The 23,500-nt window shown below is 62.8% G+C and carries 19 protein-coding genes; 9 read left to right on the forward strand and 10 right to left on the reverse strand.

The window, feature by feature from the left end:
• Window positions 1-9: 9 nt before the first annotated feature.
• The 7 genes from AB8B02_RS06280 to AB8B02_RS06310 form a co-directional block, all read right to left on the reverse strand.
• The gene (locus tag AB8B02_RS06280) at window positions 10-705 is read right to left on the reverse strand and encodes an ABC transporter ATP-binding protein (RefSeq protein ID WP_439063450.1); all 696 of its coding nucleotides are present in this window, start codon (window positions 703-705) and stop codon (window positions 10-12) included.
• Entirely contained in the window at window positions 705-1,454 is a 750-nt protein-coding gene (locus tag AB8B02_RS06285) for an ABC transporter ATP-binding protein (RefSeq protein WP_231077459.1), read from the reverse strand. Before AB8B02_RS06285 ends, AB8B02_RS06280 begins: the two co-directional genes overlap by 1 nt.
• Window positions 1,451-2,764, reverse strand: coding sequence for a branched-chain amino acid ABC transporter permease (locus AB8B02_RS06290; RefSeq protein WP_309946332.1), 1,314 nt, complete (start codon window positions 2,762-2,764; stop codon window positions 1,451-1,453). The genes AB8B02_RS06285 and AB8B02_RS06290 overlap by 4 nt, the downstream gene beginning before the upstream one ends.
• Window positions 2,761-3,708 carry a branched-chain amino acid ABC transporter permease gene (locus AB8B02_RS06295; RefSeq protein WP_068738207.1) on the reverse strand — a complete coding sequence of 316 codons (948 nt, stop codon included), beginning with the start codon at window positions 3,706-3,708 and terminating at the stop codon, window positions 2,761-2,763. The genes AB8B02_RS06290 and AB8B02_RS06295 overlap by 4 nt, the downstream gene beginning before the upstream one ends.
• A 202-nt stretch (window positions 3,709-3,910) precedes the next feature.
• Complete coding sequence (locus AB8B02_RS06300) at window positions 3,911-5,143, reverse strand: branched-chain amino acid ABC transporter substrate-binding protein (RefSeq protein WP_093760115.1); 1,233 nt, start codon at window positions 5,141-5,143, stop codon at window positions 3,911-3,913.
• A 128-nt stretch (window positions 5,144-5,271) separates the two neighbouring features.
• Complete coding sequence (locus tag AB8B02_RS06305) at window positions 5,272-7,716, reverse strand: CoA transferase (protein WP_439063451.1); 2,445 nt, start codon at window positions 7,714-7,716, stop codon at window positions 5,272-5,274.
• A gap of 61 nt (window positions 7,717-7,777) precedes the next feature.
• A complete protein-coding gene (locus AB8B02_RS06310) occupies window positions 7,778-8,614 on the reverse strand; it encodes a uroporphyrinogen-III synthase (RefSeq protein ID WP_439063452.1) in 837 nt (278 codons plus the stop codon).
• Between the two features lie 144 nt (window positions 8,615-8,758).
• On the opposite strand from AB8B02_RS06310, the gene purU reads away from it, so the two are divergent.
• Window positions 8,759-9,619: a formyltetrahydrofolate deformylase gene (gene purU / locus AB8B02_RS06315; RefSeq protein WP_120290631.1), complete on the forward strand. Its 861-nt coding sequence runs from the start codon at window positions 8,759-8,761 to the stop codon at window positions 9,617-9,619.
• Window positions 9,620-9,651: 32 nt separating this feature from the next.
• Here purU and AB8B02_RS06320 read toward each other — a convergent pair whose 3' ends face one another.
• Window positions 9,652-9,918: a hypothetical protein gene (locus tag AB8B02_RS06320; protein ID WP_439061305.1), complete on the reverse strand. Its 267-nt coding sequence runs from the start codon at window positions 9,916-9,918 to the stop codon at window positions 9,652-9,654.
• A 283-nt stretch (window positions 9,919-10,201) separates the two neighbouring features.
• Here AB8B02_RS06320 and AB8B02_RS06325 point away from each other — a divergent pair, with 283 nt between their 5' ends.
• Window positions 10,202-13,339 (forward strand): autotransporter outer membrane beta-barrel domain-containing protein, encoded by a 3,138-nt coding sequence (locus tag AB8B02_RS06325; RefSeq protein ID WP_439063453.1) that lies wholly within the window; start codon window positions 10,202-10,204, stop codon window positions 13,337-13,339.
• A gap of 541 nt (window positions 13,340-13,880) precedes the next feature.
• Here AB8B02_RS06325 and AB8B02_RS06330 read toward each other — a convergent pair.
• Window positions 13,881-14,372 (reverse strand): MarR family winged helix-turn-helix transcriptional regulator, encoded by a 492-nt coding sequence (locus tag AB8B02_RS06330; RefSeq protein WP_068738189.1) that lies wholly within the window; start codon window positions 14,370-14,372, stop codon window positions 13,881-13,883.
• A 248-nt stretch (window positions 14,373-14,620) separates the two neighbouring features.
• On the opposite strand from AB8B02_RS06330, the gene AB8B02_RS06335 reads away from it, so the two are divergent.
• From AB8B02_RS06335 to AB8B02_RS06360, 6 genes are all read left to right on the forward strand, one after another.
• Window positions 14,621-15,790 (forward strand): ABC transporter substrate-binding protein, encoded by a 1,170-nt coding sequence (locus AB8B02_RS06335; protein ID WP_439063454.1) that lies wholly within the window; start codon window positions 14,621-14,623, stop codon window positions 15,788-15,790.
• Window positions 15,791-15,982: 192 nt separating this feature from the next.
• The gene (locus AB8B02_RS06340; RefSeq protein WP_068738185.1) at window positions 15,983-16,849 is read left to right on the forward strand and encodes a branched-chain amino acid ABC transporter permease; all 867 of its coding nucleotides are present in this window, start codon (window positions 15,983-15,985) and stop codon (window positions 16,847-16,849) included.
• Between the two features lie 7 nt (window positions 16,850-16,856).
• On the forward strand, window positions 16,857-17,900 hold the full coding sequence (locus tag AB8B02_RS06345) for a branched-chain amino acid ABC transporter permease (protein WP_439061313.1): 1,044 nt from the start codon (window positions 16,857-16,859) through the stop codon (window positions 17,898-17,900).
• A complete protein-coding gene (locus AB8B02_RS06350; RefSeq protein ID WP_089268231.1) occupies window positions 17,897-18,649 on the forward strand; it encodes an ABC transporter ATP-binding protein in 753 nt (250 codons plus the stop codon). The genes AB8B02_RS06345 and AB8B02_RS06350 overlap by 4 nt, the downstream gene beginning before the upstream one ends.
• Entirely contained in the window at window positions 18,642-19,388 is a 747-nt protein-coding gene (locus AB8B02_RS06355) for an ABC transporter ATP-binding protein (RefSeq protein ID WP_068738179.1), read from the forward strand. Before AB8B02_RS06350 ends, AB8B02_RS06355 begins: the two co-directional genes overlap by 8 nt.
• Before the next feature lie 31 nt (window positions 19,389-19,419).
• Window positions 19,420-20,538 (forward strand): cobalamin-independent methionine synthase II family protein, encoded by a 1,119-nt coding sequence (locus tag AB8B02_RS06360; protein ID WP_439063455.1) that lies wholly within the window; start codon window positions 19,420-19,422, stop codon window positions 20,536-20,538.
• 86 nt (window positions 20,539-20,624) lie between these two features.
• Here AB8B02_RS06360 and AB8B02_RS06365 read toward each other — a convergent pair whose 3' ends face one another.
• On the reverse strand, window positions 20,625-21,935 hold the full coding sequence (locus AB8B02_RS06365; RefSeq protein WP_439063456.1) for a UDP-glucose dehydrogenase family protein: 1,311 nt from the start codon (window positions 21,933-21,935) through the stop codon (window positions 20,625-20,627).
• A gap of 179 nt (window positions 21,936-22,114) precedes the next feature.
• On the opposite strand from AB8B02_RS06365, the gene AB8B02_RS06370 reads away from it, so the two are divergent.
• Complete coding sequence (locus AB8B02_RS06370; protein ID WP_089268228.1) at window positions 22,115-23,470, forward strand: hypothetical protein; 1,356 nt, start codon at window positions 22,115-22,117, stop codon at window positions 23,468-23,470.
• The last annotated feature ends 30 nt before the right edge of the window (window positions 23,471-23,500 follow it).

Here is a 23,500-nt window from a genome sequence, read left to right on the forward strand (position 1 = left end):
AGTCGGCGCTTACACTTCCAGCCATTCCCTGCGCACGGCGTCATTGGCCTTGAGTTCGGCCGGCGTTCCCTCGAACACGATGCGGCCGTGGCCCATCACATAGACCCGGTGCGAGATGCGCAGCGCAATGGAGAGCTTCTGCTCGACCAGCAGGATGGCGACGCCGCGGCGTGCGATCTCGGCGATGAGGTCGCCGACCTGCTGCACGATGATGGGCGCGAGGCCTTCGGTGGGCTCGTCGATCATCACGAGTTCAGGATCGCCCATCAGCGTCCGGCAGATCGTCAGCATCTGCTTCTCGCCGCCGGAGAGCACGCCGGCCGCAGTGTCGGCGCGCGCGGCGAGGTTGGGAAACATGCCGAGCATGTCGTCGAGCTTCCACTTGCCGGGATGACGCGGATCCTTGATCCCCAGCATCAGGTTCTGCCGTACCGTGAGGCCCGGAAAGATGTCGCGATGCTCCGGCACGTAGCCGAGGCCGAGATGCGCGATCCTGAAGCTCGGCAGGCCGGCGATATTGGCGCCCTTGAAGGTGATGGTGCCGTGTGGCGGCACTTCACCCATGATGGCCTTCACGGTGGTGGAGCGCCCGACGCCGTTGCGGCCGAGCAGGCTGACGACCTCGCCGGCATCGATATGCAGATCGACGCCCTGCAGGATGTGGCTCTTGCCGTAATAGGCGTGCAAGTCCCGAACTTGGAGCATCACGCCACTTCCTCGCCGAGATAGGCTTCCTTGACCTTGGGATTGCCGCGGATTTCCTCCGGCGTGCCCGAGGCGATGATCTGGCCATAGACCAGAACCGAGATGCGGTCGGCGAGGCCGAACACCACGCTCATGTCGTGCTCGACGATCAGCAGCGTGCGGCCCTCGGTCAGCCGCCGGATCAGCGCCACGGCACGCTCGGTCTCGGCGTGACTCATGCCGGCCGTGGGCTCGTCCAGCAGGATGACGTCGGCGCCCCCCGCAATGGTGATGCCGATTTCGAGCGCGCGCTGTTCGGCATAGGTCAAAAGACCCGCGGGCACATCGCGGCGCGATACCAGGTTGATATCCTGCAGGATCTGCGCGGTGCGGTCGCGCACCTCGGGCAGGTTGTCGACATTCTTCCAGAACGCGTAACGATGGCCGGTCGCCCACAGCACAGCGCAGCGCAGGTTCTCCCAGACGCTCATCTTGGCAAAGACGTTGGTGACCTGGAACGAGCGCGACAATCCGCGCCGGTTGATCTGGAACGGCGGCAGGCCGGAGATCACCTGATCGCGCAGCAGGATGCTGCCGACTGATGGTTTCATGTAGCCGCTGATGAGATTGAACAGCGTCGACTTGCCGGCGCCGTTGGGACCGATCAGCGCATGGCGTTCGCCCTGGGCGACCGTGAGGTTGACGTTGCGGATCACGGAGGTGATGCCGAAGGTCTTCTCGACGCCGCGCAGCTCGATGGCGGTGCTCATGCGGCCACTCCCTTCTCGCGCGCGGCGGTGAGGGCATCGTCCCAACTGCCGGCGACGCGCGCCCAGGTCTTGCGCGCGATGATGAAGCCGCCGATCAGCAGCACGGCGGCAACGGCCCAGATCGCAGGGTTCGCTGCATCGAATGGAATCCCGAAGGCTTTGATATGCGAGTCCTCGCCGGGATTGACGGTAAAGTGGACGGTGGTCTCGATCGCCAGCATGAGGCCGGTGATCATCGCCAGCGTCGGCACGAAGGCGACGAGATAGCTCGGTAGCACACGGCTGAGCGTGCCGCCTTTCAGCAATGGACGATGCATCATCAGGAGGCCGGTGATGCCGCCGGGTGCGAACATCACTACGGCGATGAAAATCAGACCGAAATAGAGCTGCCAGACCTGCGTGAGATCGGAGAGGCCGAGCGACAGCAGCGTGACGAAGATCGCGCCGACGATCGGGCCGATGAAGAAGCCGACGCCGCCGATATAGGTGGCGAACAACACGGTGCCCGATTGCACGGCGCCGAGATAGGCCGAATTGGCGATCTCGAAATTGATCGCGGCTAGCGCGCCCGCTATGCCGGCGAACAGGCCGGAGAAGCAGAAGGCGATATAGCGGATGATATGCGGATCGTAGCCGACGAATTGCACGCGTTCGGGATTGTCGCGCACGGCGTTGCACATGCGCCCCAGCGGCGTGCGGGTGAGGGCATACATCGCGATGACGGCGATCAGCGTCCAGGCCGCGACCAGATAATAGATCTGGATCTGCGGGCCGAAGCTCCAGTCGAACAGACGCAGGACCTTGGTGCGGTTGGCGGAGACGCCGGCTTCGCCGCCGAAGAAGGTGCGCAGGATCAGTGCCGAGGATGCGACGAGTTCTGCGACGCCAAGGGAGATCATCGCAAAGGCCGTACCAGAGCGCCGCGTCGACACCCAGCCGAGCAGCATGGCGAAGACGAGGCCAGCCGCGCCGCCGACCAAAGGCACCAGCGGCAGCGGGATCGCGAACTTGTTCCTGGCGATGATGTTGATGGCGTGGATCGCGAGGAAGCCGCCGAGGCCGTAATAGACCGCGTGGCCGAAGGACAGCATGCCGGTCTGGCCGAGCAGGATATTGTAGGACAGCGAGAAGATGATCGAGATGCCGATCAGGCTGAAGGTGGTCAGCGATCCGCCCGACGAGAACAGTTTCGGCAGCACCAGCAGCGCCAGTGCGGCGGCGATCCAGATGCCGTAGAACTTCAGCCGGTCGGAGGCGGCGGGGCGGGGCGGCGCGATGGTTGCTGGAATTTTGGCGGTGGCGTCGCTCATGTGTCGCGTGTTCCCAGCAGGCCCATCGGGCGGAAGATCAGGATCAGCACCAGCAGCAGATAGGGCATGATCGGTGCGATCTGGGCGACGGTGACGTTCCAGATGTCGGACAGCCAGGTGGCGGCGTAGTCAGGGCTGAGCGGGCCGAAGGCGCCGGCCAGCGAGCCGTTCATCGACACAGCAAAAGTCTGCACGAGGCCGATCAGCAATGATGCGATGAAGGCACCAGGCAGCGAGCCGAGGCCACCAACGACCACGACGACGAACAGGATCGGGCCCAGCAAACCGGCCATGTTGGATTGCGTCACCAGCGCCGGGCCTGCGATCACGCCGGCGACGGCAGCCAGCGCGGTGCCGACGCCGAACACCAGCATGAAGATGCGTCCGACATTGTGTCCGAGATGGCCGACCATGTGCGGATGGGTCAGCGCCGCCTGTACGATCAGGCCGATGCGCGTGCGCTTCAGCACCACCAGCAATCCGATGAAGATCACGATGGAGACGACCAGCATGAAGATCTTGAAGGCCGGGTAGTTGGTGGAGAACAGCGTGAAGGCCGGGAAGTCGAGCAGCGGCGGTACGCGGAAATCGACCGGGCTCTTGCCCCAGATAATCTGCACGATCTCCTCGATGGCGAACGCAAGCCCGAAGGTGAACAGCAGCTCGGCGACGTGGCCGTTTTTGTGGACGTGACGCAGGCCGTAGCGTTCGACGGCGGCGCCGAGCGCGCCGGCGAGCAGCGGCGCAAGGATCAGCGCGGGCCAGAAGCCGAACCAGCGGCTGATCTGGAAGCCGAAGAATGCGCCGAGCATATAGAAACTGGCATGGGCGAAGTTCAGCACGCCGAGCATGCTGAAGATCACCGTCAGGCCAGAGGCCATCAGGAACAGCAGCATGCCGTAGAGGACGCCGTTGAGCGTGGAAATGACGATCAGTTCAAGCACGAAGTATCTGCCTCTCGGGTGAGGAGTGTGCCGGAGTGCGGCGGCGTCTTAACCTCTCCCCGCTTGCGGGGAGAGGTCGGATTGCGCAGCAATCCGGGTGAGGGGGAGGCAGTGAGTGAAACTGAGAGTCCCCCTCATCCGTCCCGAACTTGCTCTGCAAGTTCGGTCCACCTTCTCCCCGCAGGCGGGGAGAAGGCAGGGCTTACGGCCGTTCCATCTTGCAGGTCGTCGGCAGCACCGTCTGCGGCGTGTCGATCTTGGCGGCCAGCTTCCAGCCCCAGCCGGTCTTTTCCTCGTCGAATGGCTCCTTGTCGGTGCGCTCGCCGAACGAGGCGATATACATCGGCTGGAAGAACTGATGGTCGTCCTTGCGCATATTGCCCTTGCCGCCGTCGAACACCTCGAACTCCATGCCTTCGAGCGCAGCAGCCACCTTCACCGGATCGAGCGACTTCGCTTTCTCGGCGGCCGCGGCGAACATGCGCATTTCGTTCACAGCGCGCGGATAGAACAGGCTGAAGTCATACTTGGCGCGCAGTGCCTTTTCGAACACGTCGGCCGAGGCATGGCCGAGATTCGGGATGCCTTCGGCGATCTGGAACACCTGGTGGTTCAGGCCGGCCTGCTTGATCGCGGTCGGGCCACCGGTGCCGCCGGCATAATAGGTGAACCAGCTCACCTTCAGGCCCGCGTCAGCCGCAGCCTTCAGCAAGAGGGCAAAATCCTGGCCCCAGTTGCCGGTGATGACGCTGTCGGCGCCAGATGCCTTGATCTTCGCAATATAGGGCGCGAAGTCGGTGATCTTCAGCAGCGGATGCAGCTCGTCACCGACGATCTTCACGTCGGGCCGCTTGGCGCCGAGCATGGCGCGCGCCTGGCTGCGCACCGACTGACCGAACGAGTAGTCCTGATTGATCAGGTAGACGTTCTTCACCGCAGGCACGGTCTTGATGTAGTTGGTGAGCGCTTCCATCTTGATGTCTGAATTGGCATCCCAGCGGAAATGCCAGAAGCTGCATTTCTCGTTGGTCAGAACCGGATCAACCGCGGCATAGTTGAAGTACAGGACTTCCTTGCCGGGATTGCGGTCATTGAACTTGGTGACGAAATCCGACAGCGCACCGGCGACCGACGAGCCGTTGCCCTGGGTGATGTAGCGAATGCCGCCATCGATCGCCTTCTGTGCCTGGATCAGGCTCTCTTGCGGATTGGTCTTGTTGTCGAGGGGGACGATCTCGACCTTCTTGCCGAGAATGCCGCCCTTGGCGTTCAGCTCGTCGGCGAGAAACTGGAAGGTCTTGAGGCCGACTTCGCCGACGCTGGCGCCGCCGCCGGACAGTGGATCGATATAACCGATCTTCACGGTCTCCTGCGCCATCGCCGAGCCGCCGAGCATAGGCAGCGCAATGGACGCAATGAGGGCTAGTTTGCGCATGGTGTTTCTCCCTGGAAGCATTTGTGCTGGCCGTTGTCGCGACGCCGAATCTTTTGATCCATCCGTCGCTGGCCTTATGCCGGGAGTGTGAGCCATGGCCGCCGAAGCTGCAAGCCTCACTTGCAGCCTCACTTGGTCGTAGGCGCGGCCTTCGCTTTCTTGGATATCGCAGCGTCGCCAATGATTTCCGCGGCGCGCAATTCGTCGATTTCCGCTGCGCTGAGGCCCAGGAGATCGCGCAGGACTTCCTCATTGTGCTGGCCGAGCGTCGGCGCCAGCCGGGTGATCGGGTAGGGCAGTTTCGCACTGCCTTCGCGATAGGCAACGGAGGGCAGCAGATGCGGGCCCATAAATACCTTGGTCACAGGCTGCCAATGTCCGACTGCGAGCAGGTGCGGATCGCCGGCCAGATCCAGCGGCAGTCGCGCGGTACCCGCGGGCACGCCAGCGTCCTGCAGCGTCACCATGGCAAGGTCCGGCCGCACGGTCGTCGTCCAATGCCGGACCGCGACCTCGATACGGTCCTCTTCAGCGCGGCGTCCCTCGGCTGTGGCAAGTGCGGCGTCATCGGCCAGGTCAGTGCGATGCATGACCTTGCACAGCGCCCGCCATTCGTCGTCGCTGCGCACGGCAATGGTGATCCACTGATCTTCGCCGAGACACGGGAAGCAACCATTCGGCACGAAGCGCGGATGCCGGTTGCCGATGCGCGGGCCGGATTTGCCGGTGGCTGATTGCTCGATGACAGAGGGTGCGACAAGAGGCAGCAGGGCTTCCGTCGCACTGAGATCGATGTGTTGGCCGAGGCCGGTATTCTTCTGATGCATGAAGCCGAGCATCAATGCCGCCGCAGCACTGACGCCGCCGAAGGGATCACCGAGCGCGGCATGCAGCATGGTCGGCGGATCGCCTTCGCGGCCGGTGACAGATGGTAGGCCTGAGGCCTGCTCCAGCGTCGAACCATAGGCGCGCACGCCGCTCCATGGGCCGGTCATGCCGAAGGCGGGCATGGTTACCACGACGAGACGCGGATTGATCTTGTGCATGGCTGCGGCATCGAGGCCCATGCGCGGCAGCACGTCGGCGGCATAATTGTCGATCACCGCATCGGCGTCGGCGAGCAGTTGTTTCAGCAGCTCCTTGCCGCGGGGATTGGTGAGATCCAGCGTGATGCCGCGCTTGTTGCGGTTCATCTGCTGAAACCAGTAGATCTTCTCGTAGGTGCGTTCCGGAAAATACGGTCCGCGCGGATCGGTGCCGCGAAACCAGTCCGGATATTGGCAGGACTCGACCTTGATGACGTCGGCGCCGAGATCGCCCATCTGCCGTGTTGCCGATGGACCGGCCCAGCCCATGGTGAGATCGATGATGCGCAGGCCTTTCAACGGCTGCGGATCGTCAGGTGTTGCCTGCCGCGTGGCCACGCGCTGATGCGCAAGCAGGGCGTCGATTGTGTCATCGCCGGCAAATGGCGCGCGGCCATTCAGTTTCGGCCGCGAGCCGGTGAGCGTTTGCGGCAGCACCGGCGCATCGAATGATGCCGTTCCAATCTTGACTTTCGCGAAGGCGCCGCGATCGCGGTAGTATTGCTGCTTCAGCAGCGTCTCCATGTCCGGCACGACAGCGAGCGGAAGACGCAGCTTGATGCCCATCTCGAACCATTCGTTTGCGCTCTTGTGCATCAGGATGGGCTGGAAGATATCGAACAGCGCCTTCGAATTATTGGTGCGCGCGAGACCGTCGTTGAACTGCGGCTCTGTCTCCAGTTCGGGAAGGCCGAGCATCACGCAGAATGCAGCCCATTGCGCCGGTGTCACGACGGTGATGCCGAGCCAGCCGTCCTTGGTTGGAAAATTGCCGACGGGATAGCCGCGGCCGAACCGGTTGATGGCCATGCGGGGCCGCGTGAAGCCGACTTCCAGCGCGAGTCCTGTGTCGAACTCGCTGATCTGCAGCATCGCCTCATGCGCGCTGACCGCGAAACGTCGTGCGCCGGTGTTGCGACCATACATGCCGGCCAGCGTCGGAATGAAAGCGGTGAGGCCGGCCATGACGGCGATCTGTCCGTCGCGCGGCAGTACCGGCGGGCCTTCCTGCGCACCGACCAGCTTCACGCTGCCGGACAGACTGCGACAGACAGAGTCCGTCGTCTGATAATTGCTGTAGAGGCCGTGTTCGCCGAACCACGAGATCGCGGTGATCGCGAGGCCCGGTTGCTCCTTGCGCAGATCATCATGCGTCAGGAGTGAGTTCGGAATCTCCGAAGGCGCGCGCGCGTCGATCAGCAGGTCGCATGTCGCAAGTAATGCGCGGACACGCGCGACATCATCGGCCTTATCGAGATCGGCAATGACACTGCGCTTGTTGGTATTCAGCCAGGCGAAATATCCGCTCTCGCGGCGGCCATCGCCGGCATCGACGAGCGGCGGATAGTGCCGCGCAGGATCGCCGCGAGGCGGTTCGATCTTGATGACCTCGGCGCCGAAATCGGAAAACAGTTTGCCGCAGTAATCCAGCGTGTCGCCGGATCCGATTTCCGCGACACGCAAATCCGATAATGGCAAGTTTGGCATTTCCGCCCGATCATTTTTTTATGTGTCGGGGCATCATGTCGAGATGTGTGCGGGCGTCAAGTCATTCGGCGCGCGCTGCAGCCTTGTCGAGCGCAATCGACATCGCCGAGATCAGCGGCTTCATGAAGAACGCATCATTGGCCGGATAGATGTCGGCTTCGAGGCCGTATGATTTCAATTCGTCTGACACGACAGGGCCGACCGACGCGATCGGTGTCTTTGCAAGTGCACTGCGCAATTGATCCTCGCGGTCATGCGCCTTCGCAGCATCGACGAGGCGACGCACCTGACCCGAACTCGTCAGCGCGATGGCATCGACGCGGCCGGCTTCCATTTCGTCGATGGCCGAGAGGATGTTCGTTTCAGCAGCCTTGGAGTCGTAGACGTAAGGCAGCACCGTATCGACCTCGGCGCCGCAGGCGGTGATCGCTGATATCAGAACGCTGTGGTCCTTCTCGGGATAGAGCTGCAGGCCGAGGCGATGGCCTTTGAGATCGAGCCGCGACAGCATTTCGGCGACGCCTTCGGAGGTCGGCTTCTCGGTGGTGATGTCAGCCTCGAGGCCGATCTCGCGCAAGGCGCGCCCGGGCTTCGGTCCGCGGGCGAATTTGCGGGATTTACCGACTGCGGCGACGAACTCTTTTTCGATGCCGCGTTGACGCACGATTTTCATCATCCGGCGAAGCCCTTCGCCGGTCATTAAAACGAGGTCGTCGAACGGGTTAGCAATGAATCGGCCGATCCAGGCCTCGACCGGGGCGGAATCCGGCGCGTCCTCGATGGTGAACATCGGGCATTGCAGCACATTGGCGCCCTGTTCGGTCAGCAGCCGGGAGAATTGCGCTTCCTCGCGGGTCTCCAGGATCAGGATGCGATAACCGTTGAGCTTGTCAGCCATCTCTGTTTTCTGCCTGTTTTCGCACGTTAATTCGCTGGCAATGACGTCCATATTGCAGCGCGCAATTGGATTGGCGCAAGGCCGCCGCGGATGATAGAGCAGGGCCTCGATTTCCGGTTCACTTGAAGCAGATCAGCCCGTCCCATGTCCCATCAATTCGTCCTGACCCTGTCCTGTCCAGATCGCCCCGGCATCGTGTCCGCTGTATCGACCTTCCTGGCCCATAATGGCCAGAATATTCTCGATGCCCAGCAGTTCAACGATGTCGAAACCGGGCACTTCTTCATGCGCGTGGTGTTCAACGCCGCCGACGTGAATGTCGGTCTGGCGGCGCTGCAGACCGGCTTCGGGGCCATTGCAGAGCGCTTCAAGATGGACTGGCAGATGCGGGACCGGGCGACGCGTCGCCGCGTCATGCTGCTGGTGTCGAAGTCCGATCACTGCCTCGTCGATATCCTGTATCGCTGGCGTACCGGCGATCTCGACATGATCCCGACCGCGATCGTCTCGAACCATCCGCGCGACGCCTTCAAGGATCTCGATTTCGGCGACATCCCGTTCCACCACATGCCGATCACCAAGGAGACCAAGCGCGAGCAGGAGCAGGCGATCTGGGATCTGGTCGGCACGACCGAGACCGAGCTCGTGGTGCTGGCGCGTTACATGCAGATCCTGTCCGACGAGATGTCGGCGAAACTGTCCGGCAAGTGCATCAACATCCACCACTCGTTCCTGCCGGGCTTCAAGGGCGCACGGCCCTATCACCAGGCGCACGCGCGCGGCGTCAAGCTGATCGGCGCCACCGCGCATTACGTGACCAGCGATCTCGACGAAGGTCCGATCATCGATCAGGACGTCGAGCGCATCAGCCATCGCGACACGCCGGAAGAACTCGTGGCCAAGGGCCGCGACATCGAGCGCCGCGTGCTGGCGCGCGCCATGCGCTATCACCTTGAGGATCGGGTGATCCTCAACGGCATGAAGACCGTCGTTTTCATGAACTGACCGACGCCGTCGCGGCGTCGGTGACACCGCGATCAGCGAACAGCCTCTGCCGAGGGCGATGTGGCGGGGTCCGGCCCCGTCATGGCGCCGGACTGCTGCTGCTCATGCCGCTTCGCATAGGCTTCGTATTCCGGGCTGCCCGGACGCGGCGGCGCGTCTGCTGGCAGGCCGCCAGCCCATGCCGGGATCAGGTCGGCCATGCCGCCGGCCATGAATGAACTGATCGAGCCGCAACCGCCAAGGCTGCAGGACAGCAGCACAACACAGACGAGGGCGGGAACGCGGCGGGATACTGGCATGGTGGCAACATCATTTGAGGCGGTCTGCGGAATATAGCAGATCTGCGACGGGTTTTGCCGACAATTGAAGGCAAATCAATGGTCGAATATTACCGAGCGTGGCCGGGCGGCCTCATTGCGCCGGCAATCTCGCTGCCAAAAAGCCGGCCAGCTCGTCCAGTCGCTTGCGGTGAGAAATAATGAGGCGACGACGCGGTAGCATCATGCCATATTGGATTCGAGTGCATGAACTCACCGCGCTCTCTGCGTTAAATTGCAACGGGTGGCGGGTAGGATGCGGGTTTTGAATCAACGAGTGGCGCGCTGCTGGCTCGCCCGCCTTGTCACCGCAACGGCGCTGGTCCTGACGACGCTGCCGGTGGCAGCGCAGGACGCCACATGGCTGAACGCCCCCGGCAGCGGCGACTTCAACACGGCAGCGAACTGGGGCCCGGCCGCGGTGCCGACCGGCACCGCGTTCTTCGGCACGTCCGGCGTCGCCGCGCTGTCGTTTTCGGCCTCTACGACCCTCGGCGGCTGGACCTTCAATGCCGGTGCTTCGGCTTACAGCTTCACCGTCGGCAGCAGTCTCTTTTTCGTCGGCGCCGGCATCGTCGTCAACGGCGGCTCAGTCGACATCACCAACAACAGCGTCATGACTTTCGCCAACTCCAGCACGGCCGGCAGTGCCACCATCGCCAACAACTTCCAACTGCAATTCATCAACACCAGCACGGCCGGCAACGCGGCTATCACCAATGGCGCGGCGGGTACCACGGATTTCGGCGGATCGACCGGCCCCCTTGGCGACAACAAGCTCAGCGCCGGCTCGATCAACGGCGGCGGCACTTTCAGACTGGGCCAAAACGAGTTGACGGTCGGTGGCAACAACTTCTCCACCAACGTCACCGGCGTCATCGCCGACGGCGGCACCGGCGGCTCGCTGGTGAAGACCGGCGCCGGCACGATGATCCTGTCCGGGATCAACACCTACACCGGCGGCACGACCTTTGCCGGCGGCACCATCAGCGTCGCGCAGGATGCCAACCTCGGCGCTGCAGCGGGTGCGCTGACCTTCACCGGCGGCACGCTGCAGACGACTGCCGGCTTTTCATCGGCGCGCAGCATTGCTTTGGGCACTGGCGGCGGCACCCTGCAGGTCGATACCGGCACTCTCGAACTGTCCGGCAATATCGCGGACAGCGGCGGGACGCCTGGCGCATTGACCAAGACCGGCGCCGGTACACTGTCGCTCACCGGCAACAGCATTTATACGGGCGCCACCAATATTCTTGCCGGCACGCTGCTCGCGAGCGGCTCGCTCAGCCCGGACAGCGCCTATACGATCGCGGCCGGCGCCACGCTGGCCCTCGACAGCCCGTTCCAGTTCATCGGCTCGCTGGCCGGCGCCGGCAGCGTGACCAATGCCAACGCCGCCGATGCGGTTCTGGTCGTCGGCCTCAACAACAGCAGCACGACCTTTGCCGGTGTGATCAAGGATGGCGCGGCGGCGAAGATGTCGCTGTGGATCGACGGCACCGGCGTCACGACACTGACCGGCGCCAACACCTATACCGGCGGCACCGCGATCTGCTTCTGCTCGACGCTGCAGATCGGCAATGGCGGCACCACCGGTTCGATTGTCGGAGATGTCACCAACGGCGGCACGCTGATCTTCAATCGCTCGAACTTCTACAGCTTCGACGGAGTCATTTCCGACAGCGGCGCCGACCAGGGCAAACTGGTGAAGACCGGTGCGGGCAACACCGTGCTGAGCGGGATCAACACCTATACCGGCACGACGACGGTCGACGTCGGCACGCTCAGCGTCAACGGTTCGATCGCATCGTCGTCGCTGACCACGGTGAATTCAGGCGGCACGCTCGGCGGCAACGGTTTTGTCGGCGACACGCTGATCAATGGCGGCACGCTGGCGCCCGGCAACTCGATCGGCACGCTCAATGTCACTGGCAGCCTGACCATGACGGCGGCATCGACCTATCTGGTGCAGATCTCCGGAGCATCATCGGACAAGACCATCGTCACCGGCACCGCGACGCTGGCCGGCAAACTCGCAGTCGATCCGCTGGCGCGCATCGCCGCGACGACGACCTATACGATCCTCAATGCCGGCACGATCAGCGGCAGCTTCGACACGACAACCCTGCTCAACAGCTTCGCGCGCAATGCGCGGCTGAGCTATGTGGGCAACGACGTGTTGCTGACCGTCGATCCCGGCCTGCTCAGCCCGAACCTGCCGGACAGTGCCGGCCGCAATCAGAAGGCCGTCGCAACCGCCATCGACAATGCGCTCATGAGCGGCGGCACGATGCCGGACCAGTTCAACGCGCTGTTTGCGCTCACCGGCGATGCACTGCGCAACGCGCTGACCCAGGCCTCGGGCGAGACGGCGACGGGATCGCAGCAGACGACCTTCAACGCCATGACGCAGTTCATGGGCATGATGACCGATCCGTTCAGCGCGGGCAGGGGATTCGATGCGCCGGGCGCGATGGGATATGCGGATGCGCGCAAGCCGCGTGATGCCTTCGCGATGTTGACCAAGGCGCCTCCGCGCGCGCCGTCCTTTGAGACGCGCTGGAGCGTCTGGGCCTCCGGCTTCGGCGGATCGCAGACCACCGACGGCAATGCGGCGATGGGATCGAACACCGCGCGCAGCAGCATCGGCGGCACCGCCGTCGGCGCCGATGTGCTGTTGTCGCCGACCACGGTGGCCGGATTCTCGCTCGCGGGCGCCGGCACGAATTTCTCCGTGGCCAATGGCGGCAGCGGTCATTCGGACATGTTCCAGGCCGGTGCCTTCGTGCGCCACAGCGTGTCGTCTGCCTATATCACCGCCGCGGCCGCCTATGGCTGGCAGGACATCACCACCGATCGCATCCTGACCGTCGCAGGTCTCGATCGCCTGCATGCGCAATTCACTGCGAATTCCTATTCGGCGCGGGTCGAAGGCGGCAACCGTACTGTGAGTTCATGGCTCGGCGGCGTCGGCGTGACGCCCTATGTCGCCGCGCAGGTGATCGCATTCGACCTGCCGTCCTATGCGGAAACCGTCAATGGCGGCGCCAGCACCTTTGCGCTGAACTACGCCGGCAAGACAGTGACATCGACCCGCAGCGAGCTCGGCCTGCGTACCGACAAGTCCTTCGCCGTGGCCGATGCAATCCTCACGCTGCGCGGCCGCGCCGCATGGGCGCACGACTACAACAGCGATCGCAGCGTGGCCGCCACGTTCCAGTCACTGCCCGGCGCATCGTTCACGGTGTCCGGCGCAGCGCCGGCACGCGATGCGGCGCTGACAACCGCCTCGGCCGAACTGGCATGGAGTAACGGCCTTTCCGTCGCTGCCACATTCGAGGGCGAGTTCTCGGATGTCACGCGCAGCTATGCCGGCAAGGGCGTTGCGCGTTATACGTGGTAACAGGTGCCGAGGGCGCGGTGCGCTGCGCGCATTCGTTCGGCAGAAATCTGAAAATAATCCTTGACGTCATTCCAGTGCAGATTATATTCCCTTGCATCCCGTCCCACTTTGAGGGGCGTTGCCAGGGACGCTTGTTAGCGCGGGGCGGGATGTGGCGCCTGCGGGCGGGAGGAAGACGTTTCCTCACGCACTCGGGAGGCCTTGGGTCACCGTCCGGCCCCACTACGGGGGTCTGCCACTCATGCTGGCTGGACGTGGCATTGGTGAACGGCGGGAAACCGTCGGGATAAGCGGACTGCGGAGGTCTGCGCCTTTGCCCGGAAGAACGGTCCCGGGGACAGAAATCGCCACGATGGAGCGTCGAAAGGCGTTTCCGCGGCCTCTGCTGTCCGGCGATCCGGACACTACGCTGCGGCACTGTACCCAAGTCGCGCCTTTCGGCGCTTCATCTCCCTCAGTCTTGAGGGAGAGCACCGGGACCGCCACTCACGCGCTCAGGCGCGGGCAAGGACGGCGCGTGGCCGCACTCAGCCATGTCGTCTCACGCCGTGGTCTTGCGCTTCGATGCAGCGGGTTTGCGAACCTGTACCGCGTTGACCGCCGGTGCCTGTGCCAGCAGGCGGCCCAGCATGTCGATCAGCTTTTCGACTTCCTTCTCATCGAGGCAATCCAGCAGGACCCGTTCGCGGTCCAGCGCCAGTTCGATGATCCGGTCGTGCAGCGCGCGCCCGGATTTGGTCAGGATGACGACGCGCCTGTTGTCGCCGGCCAGATCGGTCACTGTCACGCTGCCGTTATCGACCAGAGATTTAAGGGTGCGACTGACGAGACCCTTGTCGAGGTCGAAATACTGGCAAATCTGTTGTGCGGTGCACGCGTCCTCGCTGGCAAGCTTCGAGAGGATCCGCCATTCCGTGACGCCGACGCCGAATTCGCGCCGATAGGCACTCGAAGCACCCGCGGCGAGCTTGTTGCCCAGGAAATTGATGAGCGCCGGTACATATCGTCCATGGTTGATCACCGGCTTTGTCATCTGGATACGATCTGCAATCTGAAATGAACGGAAATCGAGTGGCCCGTGAATGCTTGGCTAGACTTTAGCAGCATGCCACGATGCGTCGGAATTACGCAGTTCAACAGACCGCGTTGTGTTGTCAACCCAGCCGTTGACAGGTCAACATGGCTCCGTTATCGCGGGCGATCATCATCGCGGGCGACAGCGTATGGGGACTATGACTTCACGGCCTTGAAGAGCCGGCATCACCTACAGAGGAGGAATTAATGCTGAGGAATTTCATTTCCGCGACCGTGGCTGCTGTCGGCGTGCTGTCCATCGGCGGGCTCGCGCAGGCGCAGGAGACCGTCAAGATCGGTCTGATCGTGCCGATGACCGGCGGCCAGGCTTCGACCGGCCAGCAGATCAACAACGCGATCAAGCTCTATCAGCAGAAGAACGGCGACACCGTTGCCGGCAAGAAGGTCGAAATCATCCTCAAGGATGACGCGGCGCTGCCTGACAATACCAAGCGCCTCGCGCAGGAACTGATCGTCAACGAGAAGGTCAACATCATCGCCGGCTTCGGCGTCACGCCGGCTGCACTGGCCGCTGCGCCGCTCGCGACGCAGGCGAAGGTGCCCGAGATCATCATGGCCGCTGGCACCTCGATCATCACCGAACGCTCGCCCTATATCGTGCGCACCTCGTTCACGCTGGCGCAGTCCTCCACCATCATCGGTGACTGGGCCGCCAAGAATGGCATCAAGAAGGTCGCGACGCTGACCTCCGACTACGCACCGGGTAACGACGCGCTGCAATTCTTCAAGGAGCACTTCACCGCCGGTGGCGGCGAGATTGTCGAAGAGGTCAAGGTGCCGCTCGCCAATCCCGATTTCGCGCCGTTCCTGCAGCGCATGAAGGACAGCAAGCCCGACGCGGTGTTCGTGTTCGTGCCGGCCGGGCAGGGCGGCAACTTCATGAAGCAGTATGCCGAGCGTGGCCTCGACAAGTCCGGCATCAAGGTGATCGGACCCGGCGACGTGATGGACGACGATCTGCTGAACAATATGGGCGATGCAGCGCTTGGCGCCGTGACCGCGCATCTGTATTCGGCAGCGCATCCCTCCGCGATGAACAAGGAGTTCGTTGCGGCCTACAAGAAGGCCTACAACACCCGTCCGGGCTTCATGGCCGTCGGCGGCTGGGACGGCATCCATCTCGTCTATGAGGCGCTGAAGAAGACCGGCGGCAAGGCCGATGGCGACAGCCTGATCGCGGCGATGAAGGGCATGAAGTGGGAGAGCCCGCGCGGCCCGATCTCCATCGATCCGGAGACCCGCGACATCGTGCAGAACATCTATATCCGCAAGGTCGAGAAGGTGGACGGCGAACTCTACAACATCGAATTCGCGACCTTCGAGGCGGTGAAGGATCCCGGCAAGACGAAGAAGTAAGTATCAAGCTTGACGTGACGCGACGTCGCTAATGGTCTCCCTCCCCCCTGCGGGGAGGGTCGGCCGAGCGAAGCGGAGGCCGGGGTGGGGGTGCCCCGAGCTCTGCAGAGTATGCGGCACCCCCACCCGACCGGCCTTGCGGCCGGCCACCCTCCCCGCAAGGGGGAGGGACAAGAAAGTGCTCACCATCCCATGACCCTTCTCACCATTCTGTTCGACGGCGTCGCCTACGGCATGTTGCTGTTCGTGCTGGCGTGCGGACTGGCGGTGACGCTGGGCCTGATGAACTTCGTCAACCTCGCGCACGGCGCCTTCGCCATGGCAGGCGGCTATGCCTGCGCGATCCTGGTCAATCGCGCCGGCCTGCCATTCTTCGCGGCTTTGCCGATTGCTTTCGTGGTGAGCGCGGCGATCGGCGCCGTGCTGGAGCGATCGCTATATCGCCACCTCTATACGCGCAGCCATCTGGATCAGGTGCTGTTCACCATCGGCCTCGTCTTCATGTCCGTGACGGCGATGGACTACTTCATGGGCTCAGCGCAGACCTTTATCCATTTGCCGGATTATCTGCAGGGTCAGATCAATCTGTTCGGCCTTGGCGTCGGCCGCTATCGCCTGATGATCATCGTGATCTGCGGATTGCTCACCATCGCATTGCAGATGATCCTGTCGAAGACGCGCTTCGGCAGCCGGCTGCGCGCCGCGGTCGACGATCCGCGGGCTGCGTCAGGTTTGGGCATCAACGTTCCGCAAGTCTTCGCGCTGACCTTCGCGTTCGGCTGCGGATTGGCTGGCATGGGCGGTGCACTTGGCGCCGAAATCCTCGGCCTCGATCCGTATTTCCCGCTGAAGTTCATGATCTACTTCCTGATCGTGGTGACGGTCGGCGGTTCGTCCAGCATCACCGGGCCGTTCCTGGCCTCGCTACTGCTGGGCATCGGCGATGTCGCCGGCAAATATTACGTGCCGAAGCTCGGCGCCTTCGTGATCTACACCATGATGATCGTGATCCTGATCTGGCGCCCGAACGGCCTGTTCGGCCGCACCGCGGCGCGGTGAGGGCATCATGACAGCGAATAGCACCACCCATCCGGAAGTCGGCACCTTCGCTATGGCGCGTGCGCAATGGCGCTGGCCTGAAGTCGTGTTCTGGCTCGCCGCCGCAGGCTGCATCCTGCTGTTTCCGAACCGCTACCTGATCCTCACCGAAATCGCGTGGCTGGCCCTGTTTGCGCTCTCGCTCGATCTCATCCTCGGCTATGCCGGCATCGTTTCGCTCGGCCACGCCGCCTTCTTCGGCTTCGGCGGCTATGCTGCGGGGTTGTTGGCACTGCACGGCATCGTCACCGAACCGGTGATTGCATTGGTTGTTGCCGGTCTTGCCGCGATGGCGCTTGGCTTCGTGACGAGCTTCCTCGTCATGCGCGGGTCAGATCTGACGCGGCTGATGGTGACGCTCGGTATTGCGCTGTTGCTGCGCGAGCTCGCCAACCGCTTTTCAAATATCACCGGTGGCTCCGATGGCCTTCAGGGCATCGAGATGGCGCCGATTCTCGGCCAGTTCTCGTTCGACATCTTCGGCAAGGTCGGCTTCATCTATTGTCTCTGCGTGCTGTTCGTCTTGTTCCTGTTGGCGCGACGCATCGTGCATTCGCCATTCGGCCTGTCGCTGCGAGCGATCCGCAACAATCCGCTGCGCGCCTCGGCGATCGGTATTCCAGTCAATCGCCGACTGATCGCGATCTATACCATAGCTGCCTTCTATGCGGGCGTTGCCGGTGCACTCTCGACGCAGACGACGGCGCTGGCCTCGCTCGACGGTTTTGCCTTCGACCGCTCGGCGGACCTGATGCTGGTGCTAATCATTGGCGGCACCGGCTATCTCTATGGCGGGTTGATCGGTGCCGTGATCTTCAAATTGCTGCAGGAACTGTTCTCGACGATCACGCCGCAATACTGGCAGTTCTGGATTGGTGCCGTGCTGGTTGTCATCGTGCTGATCGGCCGCGACCGGATGCATCGCTGGGCGCTGTTTCTGCCGCGGCTGATCGCGAGCAAGTTCGGCCGTGCCAAGACGCCGGTCGTTGCGCCGGAAGGTGAGGCGCCATGACCATCGCGCTGGAAACCGTCAATCTCGAAAAATCCTTCGGTGGGCTCCGGGTCACGCGCGATCTGTCGCTGAAGATCGAGGCCGGTGCGCGCCACGCGCTGATCGGCCCGAACGGTGCCGGCAAGACAACCGTGATCAATCTTCTGACCGGCGTGCTCAAGCCCAATTCCGGCCGCATCTTGCTCGAGGGCAACGACATCACCGGGCTGCCGGTGCACAAGCGCGTGTTGCGCGGGCTGTCGCGAACCTTCCAGATCAATCAGCTCTATCCCGACATGACACCGCTGGAGACGGTTGGTCTCGCTGCGTCCGAACATCTCGGCCATGGCAGCGACTGGTGGCGTCGCATGGGCACCCGCAGTGACGTCAATGACGCGATCGCGGAAAACCTCGCGCGCTTTCACCTGCTCGACGTCATGAACGAGCCGACGGCGACATTGCCCTATGGCAAGCAGCGCCTTCTTGAGATCGCCGTCGCCATCGCCACCAAGCCGCGTGTGCTGCTGCTCGACGAGCCGGCTGCGGGTGTGCCGGAAAGCGAGCGCCACGATATTCTCTCGGCCGTCGCCAGCCTGCCGCGCGACGTCACCGTGTTGCTGATCGAGCACGACATGGATCTGGTATTCTCCTTTGCCGATCGTATCTCCGTGCTGGTCGCGGGCGCCATGCTGGTGGAAGGCCCGCCGGACGAAGTGGCGCGCGATCCGCGCGTCAAGGCCGTGTATCTGGGCGAGGGCGCCGATGTCTGATCTTCTCGACATCAATGACCTGCGCGCGGGCTATGGCGAAGCCGTGGTCATTCCGAAGATGACGCTGCAACTCGGCGAAAGCCAGGTGCTGGCACTGCTCGGGCGCAATGGCACCGGCAAGACCACGCTGATCAATTCCATTGTCGGCGTTACCCGCCGCTTCAGCGGCACGCTGAAGCTCGGCGGGAAAGACATCACGTCGCTGCGGCCGGACCAGCGTGCGCGAGCCGGTATTGGCTGGGTGCCGCAGGAGCGCAATATCTTCCGCTCGCTCACCGTGGAAGAAAACATGACCGCCGTGGCGCAGCCTGGGCCATGGGACGTCAAGAAGATCTACGAGATGTTTCCGCGGCTCGAAGAGCGCAAGAACAATTTCGGCAATCAACTCTCCGGCGGTGAACAGCAGATGCTGGCGATTGGCCGTGCGCTGACGCTCAATCCGCAGGTGCTGCTGCTGGACGAACCGACCGAAGGCCTTGCACCGATCATCGTCGATGAGTTGCTGGCAGCGCTGGGCAAGATCACACGCGCCGGCGGCATCTGTTCCATCATCGTGGAACAGAATGCCCAAAAAATACTCGGGCTTGCCGATCGTGTCGTGATATTGGAACGCGGCACCATCGTGCATGATGCAACGAGTGCTGCTTTGAAATCCGATCCCGCCGTGCTGGAGCATTTCCTCGGCGTCGCCGGCGCGGCCGGCAGCAAGAATAAACACGCGGCCGGTACACCCGGCTGATCTGCAAACCGAGCATTCTGGAGTAACGACTATGCAGAGAATCAAAGCCCCGTTTCGTGCCGACGAAGTCGGCAGCCTGTTGCGGCCCGCATCGATCAAGGAAGCGCGCGCTAAGCTGGAGAAGGGCGAGATTTCGGCCGACGACCTGCGCAAGGTCGAAGACATCGAGATCGAGAAGGTTGTGCATCGCCAGGCCTCGACCGGCCTCAAGCTCGCCACCGACGGCGAGTTCCGTCGTTCGTGGTGGCACTTCGACTTCCTCGCCAAGCTGACTGGCTGCGAACTCTATCATCCTGACACCGGCATCCAGTTCACCGGCGTCGAGACCCGTCATGACTCGGTGCGCGTGATCGGCAAGGTGGATTTCCCCGACGATCATCCGATGCTGGCGCACTTCAAGTTCCTGAAGAAGCATTGCGACACGGCGGGCGTCACCGCGAAAATGACCATCCCGTCGCCGGCAGTTCTGCATTTCCGCGGTGGTCGCAAGGCGATCTCGAAGGAGGTCTATCCGGATATCGAAGTGTTCTTCGAGGATCTCGCCAAGGCCTATCGCAAGGCGGTGAAGGCGTTCTACGACGCCGGCTGCCGCTACCTGCAGTTCGACGACACGGTCTGGGCCTATCTCTGCTCGGAAGATGAACTGAACAAGGTCCGCGCGCGCGGCGAGGATGCCGACAATCTGCAGCAGATCTATTCGCGCATCATCAATTACGCGATCGCCGAGCGTCCTGCGGATATGGTGATCACCACGCATGTCTGCCGCGGCAACTTCCGCTCCACCTGGATTTCGTCGGGCGGCTACGAGCCCGTGGCTGAAACACTGCTCGCTGGTACCAATTACGACGGCTACTTCCTCGAATACGATTCGGATCGTGCCGGCGGTTTCGAACCGCTGCGCTTCCTGCCGAAGGGCAACAAGGTCGTCGTGGTCGGTGTCATCACCTCGAAGTTCGGTGAGCTCGAGAAGAAGGAAGACATCAAGGCGCGTCTACAAGAGGCTTCGAAGTTCGCGCCGCTCGAGCAGTTGGCCGTGTCGCCGCAATGTGGCTTCGCCTCCACCGAGGAAGGCAACATCCTCAGCGAAGAAGAGCAGTGGGCCAAGCTCAAGCTCGCGGTCGATGTCGCGAACGAGCTTTGGGGCAAGTAAGCCCGTTGTCGCCTGACCGGCGGCTCGCCAACAAAAATGCCCGGCTTTTGCCGGGCATTTGCATTTAGTCTCCTGACGATGAGCTCTCAGGACTTTCCACGCCCGACGCTTTCATAGGTGAAGCCGGCCTTCTCCATCTCCTCGGGGCGGTAGATGTTGCGCAGGTCCACGATTACCGGCTGCTTCATCTTCTGCTTCACTTGCGCGAGGTCGAGCGCGCGGAATTGTTCCCACTCGGTCACGATCACCAGCGCGTCGGCGCCAGTCGCGCATGCATAGGCATCGTCGCAATAGGTGATATCCGGCAGTTCGTGCCTGGCCTGTTCCATGCCGACGGGATCGTAGGCCTGCACGGTCGCGCCGAGATCCTGAAGCGCGGTGATCAAGGGGATCGACGGCGCCTCGCGCATGTCGTCGGTGTTGGGCTTGAATGTCAGTCCGAGCACGCCGACGGTCTTGCCGCGCAGATTGCCGCCAAGCGCGGCAGACACCTTCCGGGCCATGGCGCGCTTGCGGTTATCGTTGACGGTGAGGACTGCCTCGACGATCCGCAACGGCGCGTCGTAGTCCTGACCGGTCTTGACCAGTGCGCGGGTATCCTTCGGAAAACACGAGCCGCCGAAGCCGGGGCCTGCATGCAGGAACTTGGCGCCGATGCGGTTATCGAGGCCGATGCCGCGCGCGACGTCCTGGACATCCGCGCCGGTCCGCTCCGCCAGATCGGCGATTTCATTGATGAACGTGATCTTGGTCGCGAGAAATGCGTTGGCGGCGTATTTGATCAGCTCGGCGGTGCGCCGACCCGTATACATGATGGGCGCCTGATTGAGATAAAGCGGGCGATAGATCTCCGAGATCACCGTGCGTGCGCGCTCGTCGTCGGTGCCGACAACGATCCGGTCCGGATGCTTGAAGTCGCGGATCGCGGCGCCCTCGCGCAGGAATTCCGGGTTTGACGCCACGGCGACGTCGGCGTCGGGATTGGCTTCCTTGATGATGCGTTCCACATCGTCGCCGGTGCCGACAGGCACGGTCGACTTGGTGATGACCACGGTAAAATCGCGCAGGTTGGCGGCGATCTCCCGCGCGGCGGCATGCACGTAGCTGAGATCAGCGTGGCCATCGCCGCGGCGGGACGGGGTGCCGACCGCGATGAACACGGCATCCGCCGTCTTCACGGCTTCACTGAGGTCGAGACTGAAGCCGAGCCGGCCGCTTTTCACATTGCTGGCCACCAGCGCGTCCAGGCCGGGCTCGAAGATCGGGATCTCGCCACGGAGCAGGGCGTCGATCTTGCTGCTGTCCTTGTCCACGCAGATCACGTGGTGCCCGAAATCGGCGAAGCAAGCGCCGGATACGAGGCCGACATAACCAGTGCCAATCATGGCGATATGCATGGGAGATTGCCTTTGTCTTGAAGATCATTCTGAAGAGCGCTTCGCGGCTGTGTTTTAGCAGAACACCGTGACTTGCACACCGCAGCGGCGATGCCGGATCACGTATATCATCTGTGGGCAGATCGTGCTAAAGAGTGGGCCAAGCATAATTCTGCCCACTTCCAGTCACATCCCCGCACATGAAGAACGATCAGATCCTCGGAATCATCTCGGATTTCTGCCGACAGGCGGAGATGGCGGAGTCGACCTTCGGTCGCCGGGCCGTCAACGACGGCAAGCTGGTGAATCGCCTGCGTGAGGGAAAGCGCATCACCATCGACACGCTGGAGCGGATTCAGGCCTTCATTGCCCAATCGATGCCAGAGGGCGTGCCGCCGCCACGCGGGCTGGAGCCGCCAATCGAACGGCGCGATCCGCGCAGCAATTTCCGCTTCTTCGAGAACCGGCAGAAATACCTGCTGTTCGTCCATACCTGCTCGGAAAAGCGGGTGATTGCCGATCGCGTCGGGCTCGAATTGGCCAGCATTCATCCGCGCCCGCCAGCGCTGCGGGTGTTTGATGCCGGCGTTGGTGACGGCACGGTGCTGGCGCGGGTGATGCGCTCGATGCACGGCCGTTTTCCGCATATGCCGTTCTACATCGCGGGCAAGGAGCTCAGCCTGGAGGACGTGCGACTGACCCTCGACAAGGTGCCGGACCGGTTGTTCGAGCATCCGGCCACGGTCTTCGTCCTGACCAACATGCACTATGCCGAGGCGCCCACGCTCACCCCGGCATCGCCGGCCGCTGCCGCCGCCATGATCTGGCACGAGGTTCCGCTGCGGGGGGCTTCGTCCGGCGAATTCGCCGACCAGATCGCCGGACTTGGAGCTTTTCTTGAGGACAACTGGCGGGCCAGCATCAACCCCCGATCAGGCATGCCGACCTATGAACGGCCTGTGGCGTTGGTGGTTTATCGCGAGGATCACCGGTTCCTGCTGGATTCGATTATCCCCCGCGCAGGGCGCACGGAGGCCAATTTTGACCTGATTATCGCGTCCCAGCCCTATCGGGCGAAGTCTTCGGTACAATTTCGGGCCAAACGGATCATGGCGCCGCTGGCCCGGGCGCTGCGGGCAGGTGGGCGACTGATCGGTATCCACTCGCATGGGCAGGACCCCGGTATGGAGATCGTTCAAGCCGTCTGGCCCAAAGAAAATCCTTTCGCCGTGAGCCGGCATGAGCTATTGCGGGCGGTGAAATATGAGCTGGGCTCAGCCGGCCGCGATCTGAACTTCAATGCCTATTCCGACCAGCGGTCGATCTTTCGCTACGCCATGGAGGCGCTGCCGAACGAGGTGACCGGATCGATCGGAACTTCGACGGCTTTTGCAGCGTGGAACGCGGCGGTTTACGTGGCTCAAATCGAGGATGACCGTTTGACGGAAGTGACGGAGAGCGGCCGTTACCTGGATGCCACCCGAGAGGTTCTGCGCAAGCACAACGGTCTCTGGTTTTACGACGAATCCTACGTCATCTCGCGGCGTCGCGACTGACATTTCCGGAACAATGTGACGAAGGCTGCC

The organism is Tardiphaga sp. 862_B3_N4_1, assembly GCF_051811085.1.
GTDB lineage: Bacteria > Pseudomonadota > Alphaproteobacteria > Rhizobiales > Xanthobacteraceae > Tardiphaga > Tardiphaga robiniae.

Bases quoted from the DNA above. Each gene is read 5' to 3' on its own strand.
- AB8B02_RS06280 (WP_439063450.1), bottom strand. From the start codon at position 705: ATGCTCCAAGTTCGGGACTTGCACGCCTATTACGGCAAGAGCCACATC.
- AB8B02_RS06285 (WP_231077459.1), bottom strand. From the start codon at position 1,454: ATGAGCACCGCCATCGAGCTGCGCGGCGTCGAGAAGACCTTCGGCATC.
- AB8B02_RS06290 (WP_309946332.1), bottom strand. From the start codon at position 2,764: ATGAGCGACGCCACCGCCAAAATTCCAGCAACCATCGCGCCGCCCCGC.
- AB8B02_RS06300 (WP_093760115.1), bottom strand. From the start codon at position 5,143: ATGCGCAAACTAGCCCTCATTGCGTCCATTGCGCTGCCTATGCTCGGC.
- AB8B02_RS06305 (WP_439063451.1), bottom strand. From the start codon at position 7,716: ATGCCAAACTTGCCATTATCGGATTTGCGTGTCGCGGAAATCGGATCC.
- AB8B02_RS06310 (WP_439063452.1), bottom strand. From the start codon at position 8,614: ATGGCTGACAAGCTCAACGGTTATCGCATCCTGATCCTGGAGACCCGC.
- purU (WP_120290631.1), top strand. From the start codon at position 8,759: ATGTCCCATCAATTCGTCCTGACCCTGTCCTGTCCAGATCGCCCCGGC.
- AB8B02_RS06320 (WP_439061305.1), bottom strand. From the start codon at position 9,918: ATGCCAGTATCCCGCCGCGTTCCCGCCCTCGTCTGTGTTGTGCTGCTG.
- AB8B02_RS06330 (WP_068738189.1), bottom strand. From the start codon at position 14,372: ATGACAAAGCCGGTGATCAACCATGGACGATATGTACCGGCGCTCATC.
- AB8B02_RS06335 (WP_439063454.1), top strand. From the start codon at position 14,621: ATGCTGAGGAATTTCATTTCCGCGACCGTGGCTGCTGTCGGCGTGCTG.
- AB8B02_RS06340 (WP_068738185.1), top strand. From the start codon at position 15,983: ATGACCCTTCTCACCATTCTGTTCGACGGCGTCGCCTACGGCATGTTG.
- AB8B02_RS06345 (WP_439061313.1), top strand. From the start codon at position 16,857: ATGACAGCGAATAGCACCACCCATCCGGAAGTCGGCACCTTCGCTATG.
- AB8B02_RS06350 (WP_089268231.1), top strand. From the start codon at position 17,897: ATGACCATCGCGCTGGAAACCGTCAATCTCGAAAAATCCTTCGGTGGG.
- AB8B02_RS06355 (WP_068738179.1), top strand. From the start codon at position 18,642: ATGTCTGATCTTCTCGACATCAATGACCTGCGCGCGGGCTATGGCGAA.
- AB8B02_RS06360 (WP_439063455.1), top strand. From the start codon at position 19,420: ATGCAGAGAATCAAAGCCCCGTTTCGTGCCGACGAAGTCGGCAGCCTG.
- AB8B02_RS06365 (WP_439063456.1), bottom strand. From the start codon at position 21,935: ATGCATATCGCCATGATTGGCACTGGTTATGTCGGCCTCGTATCCGGC.
- AB8B02_RS06370 (WP_089268228.1), top strand. From the start codon at position 22,115: ATGAAGAACGATCAGATCCTCGGAATCATCTCGGATTTCTGCCGACAG.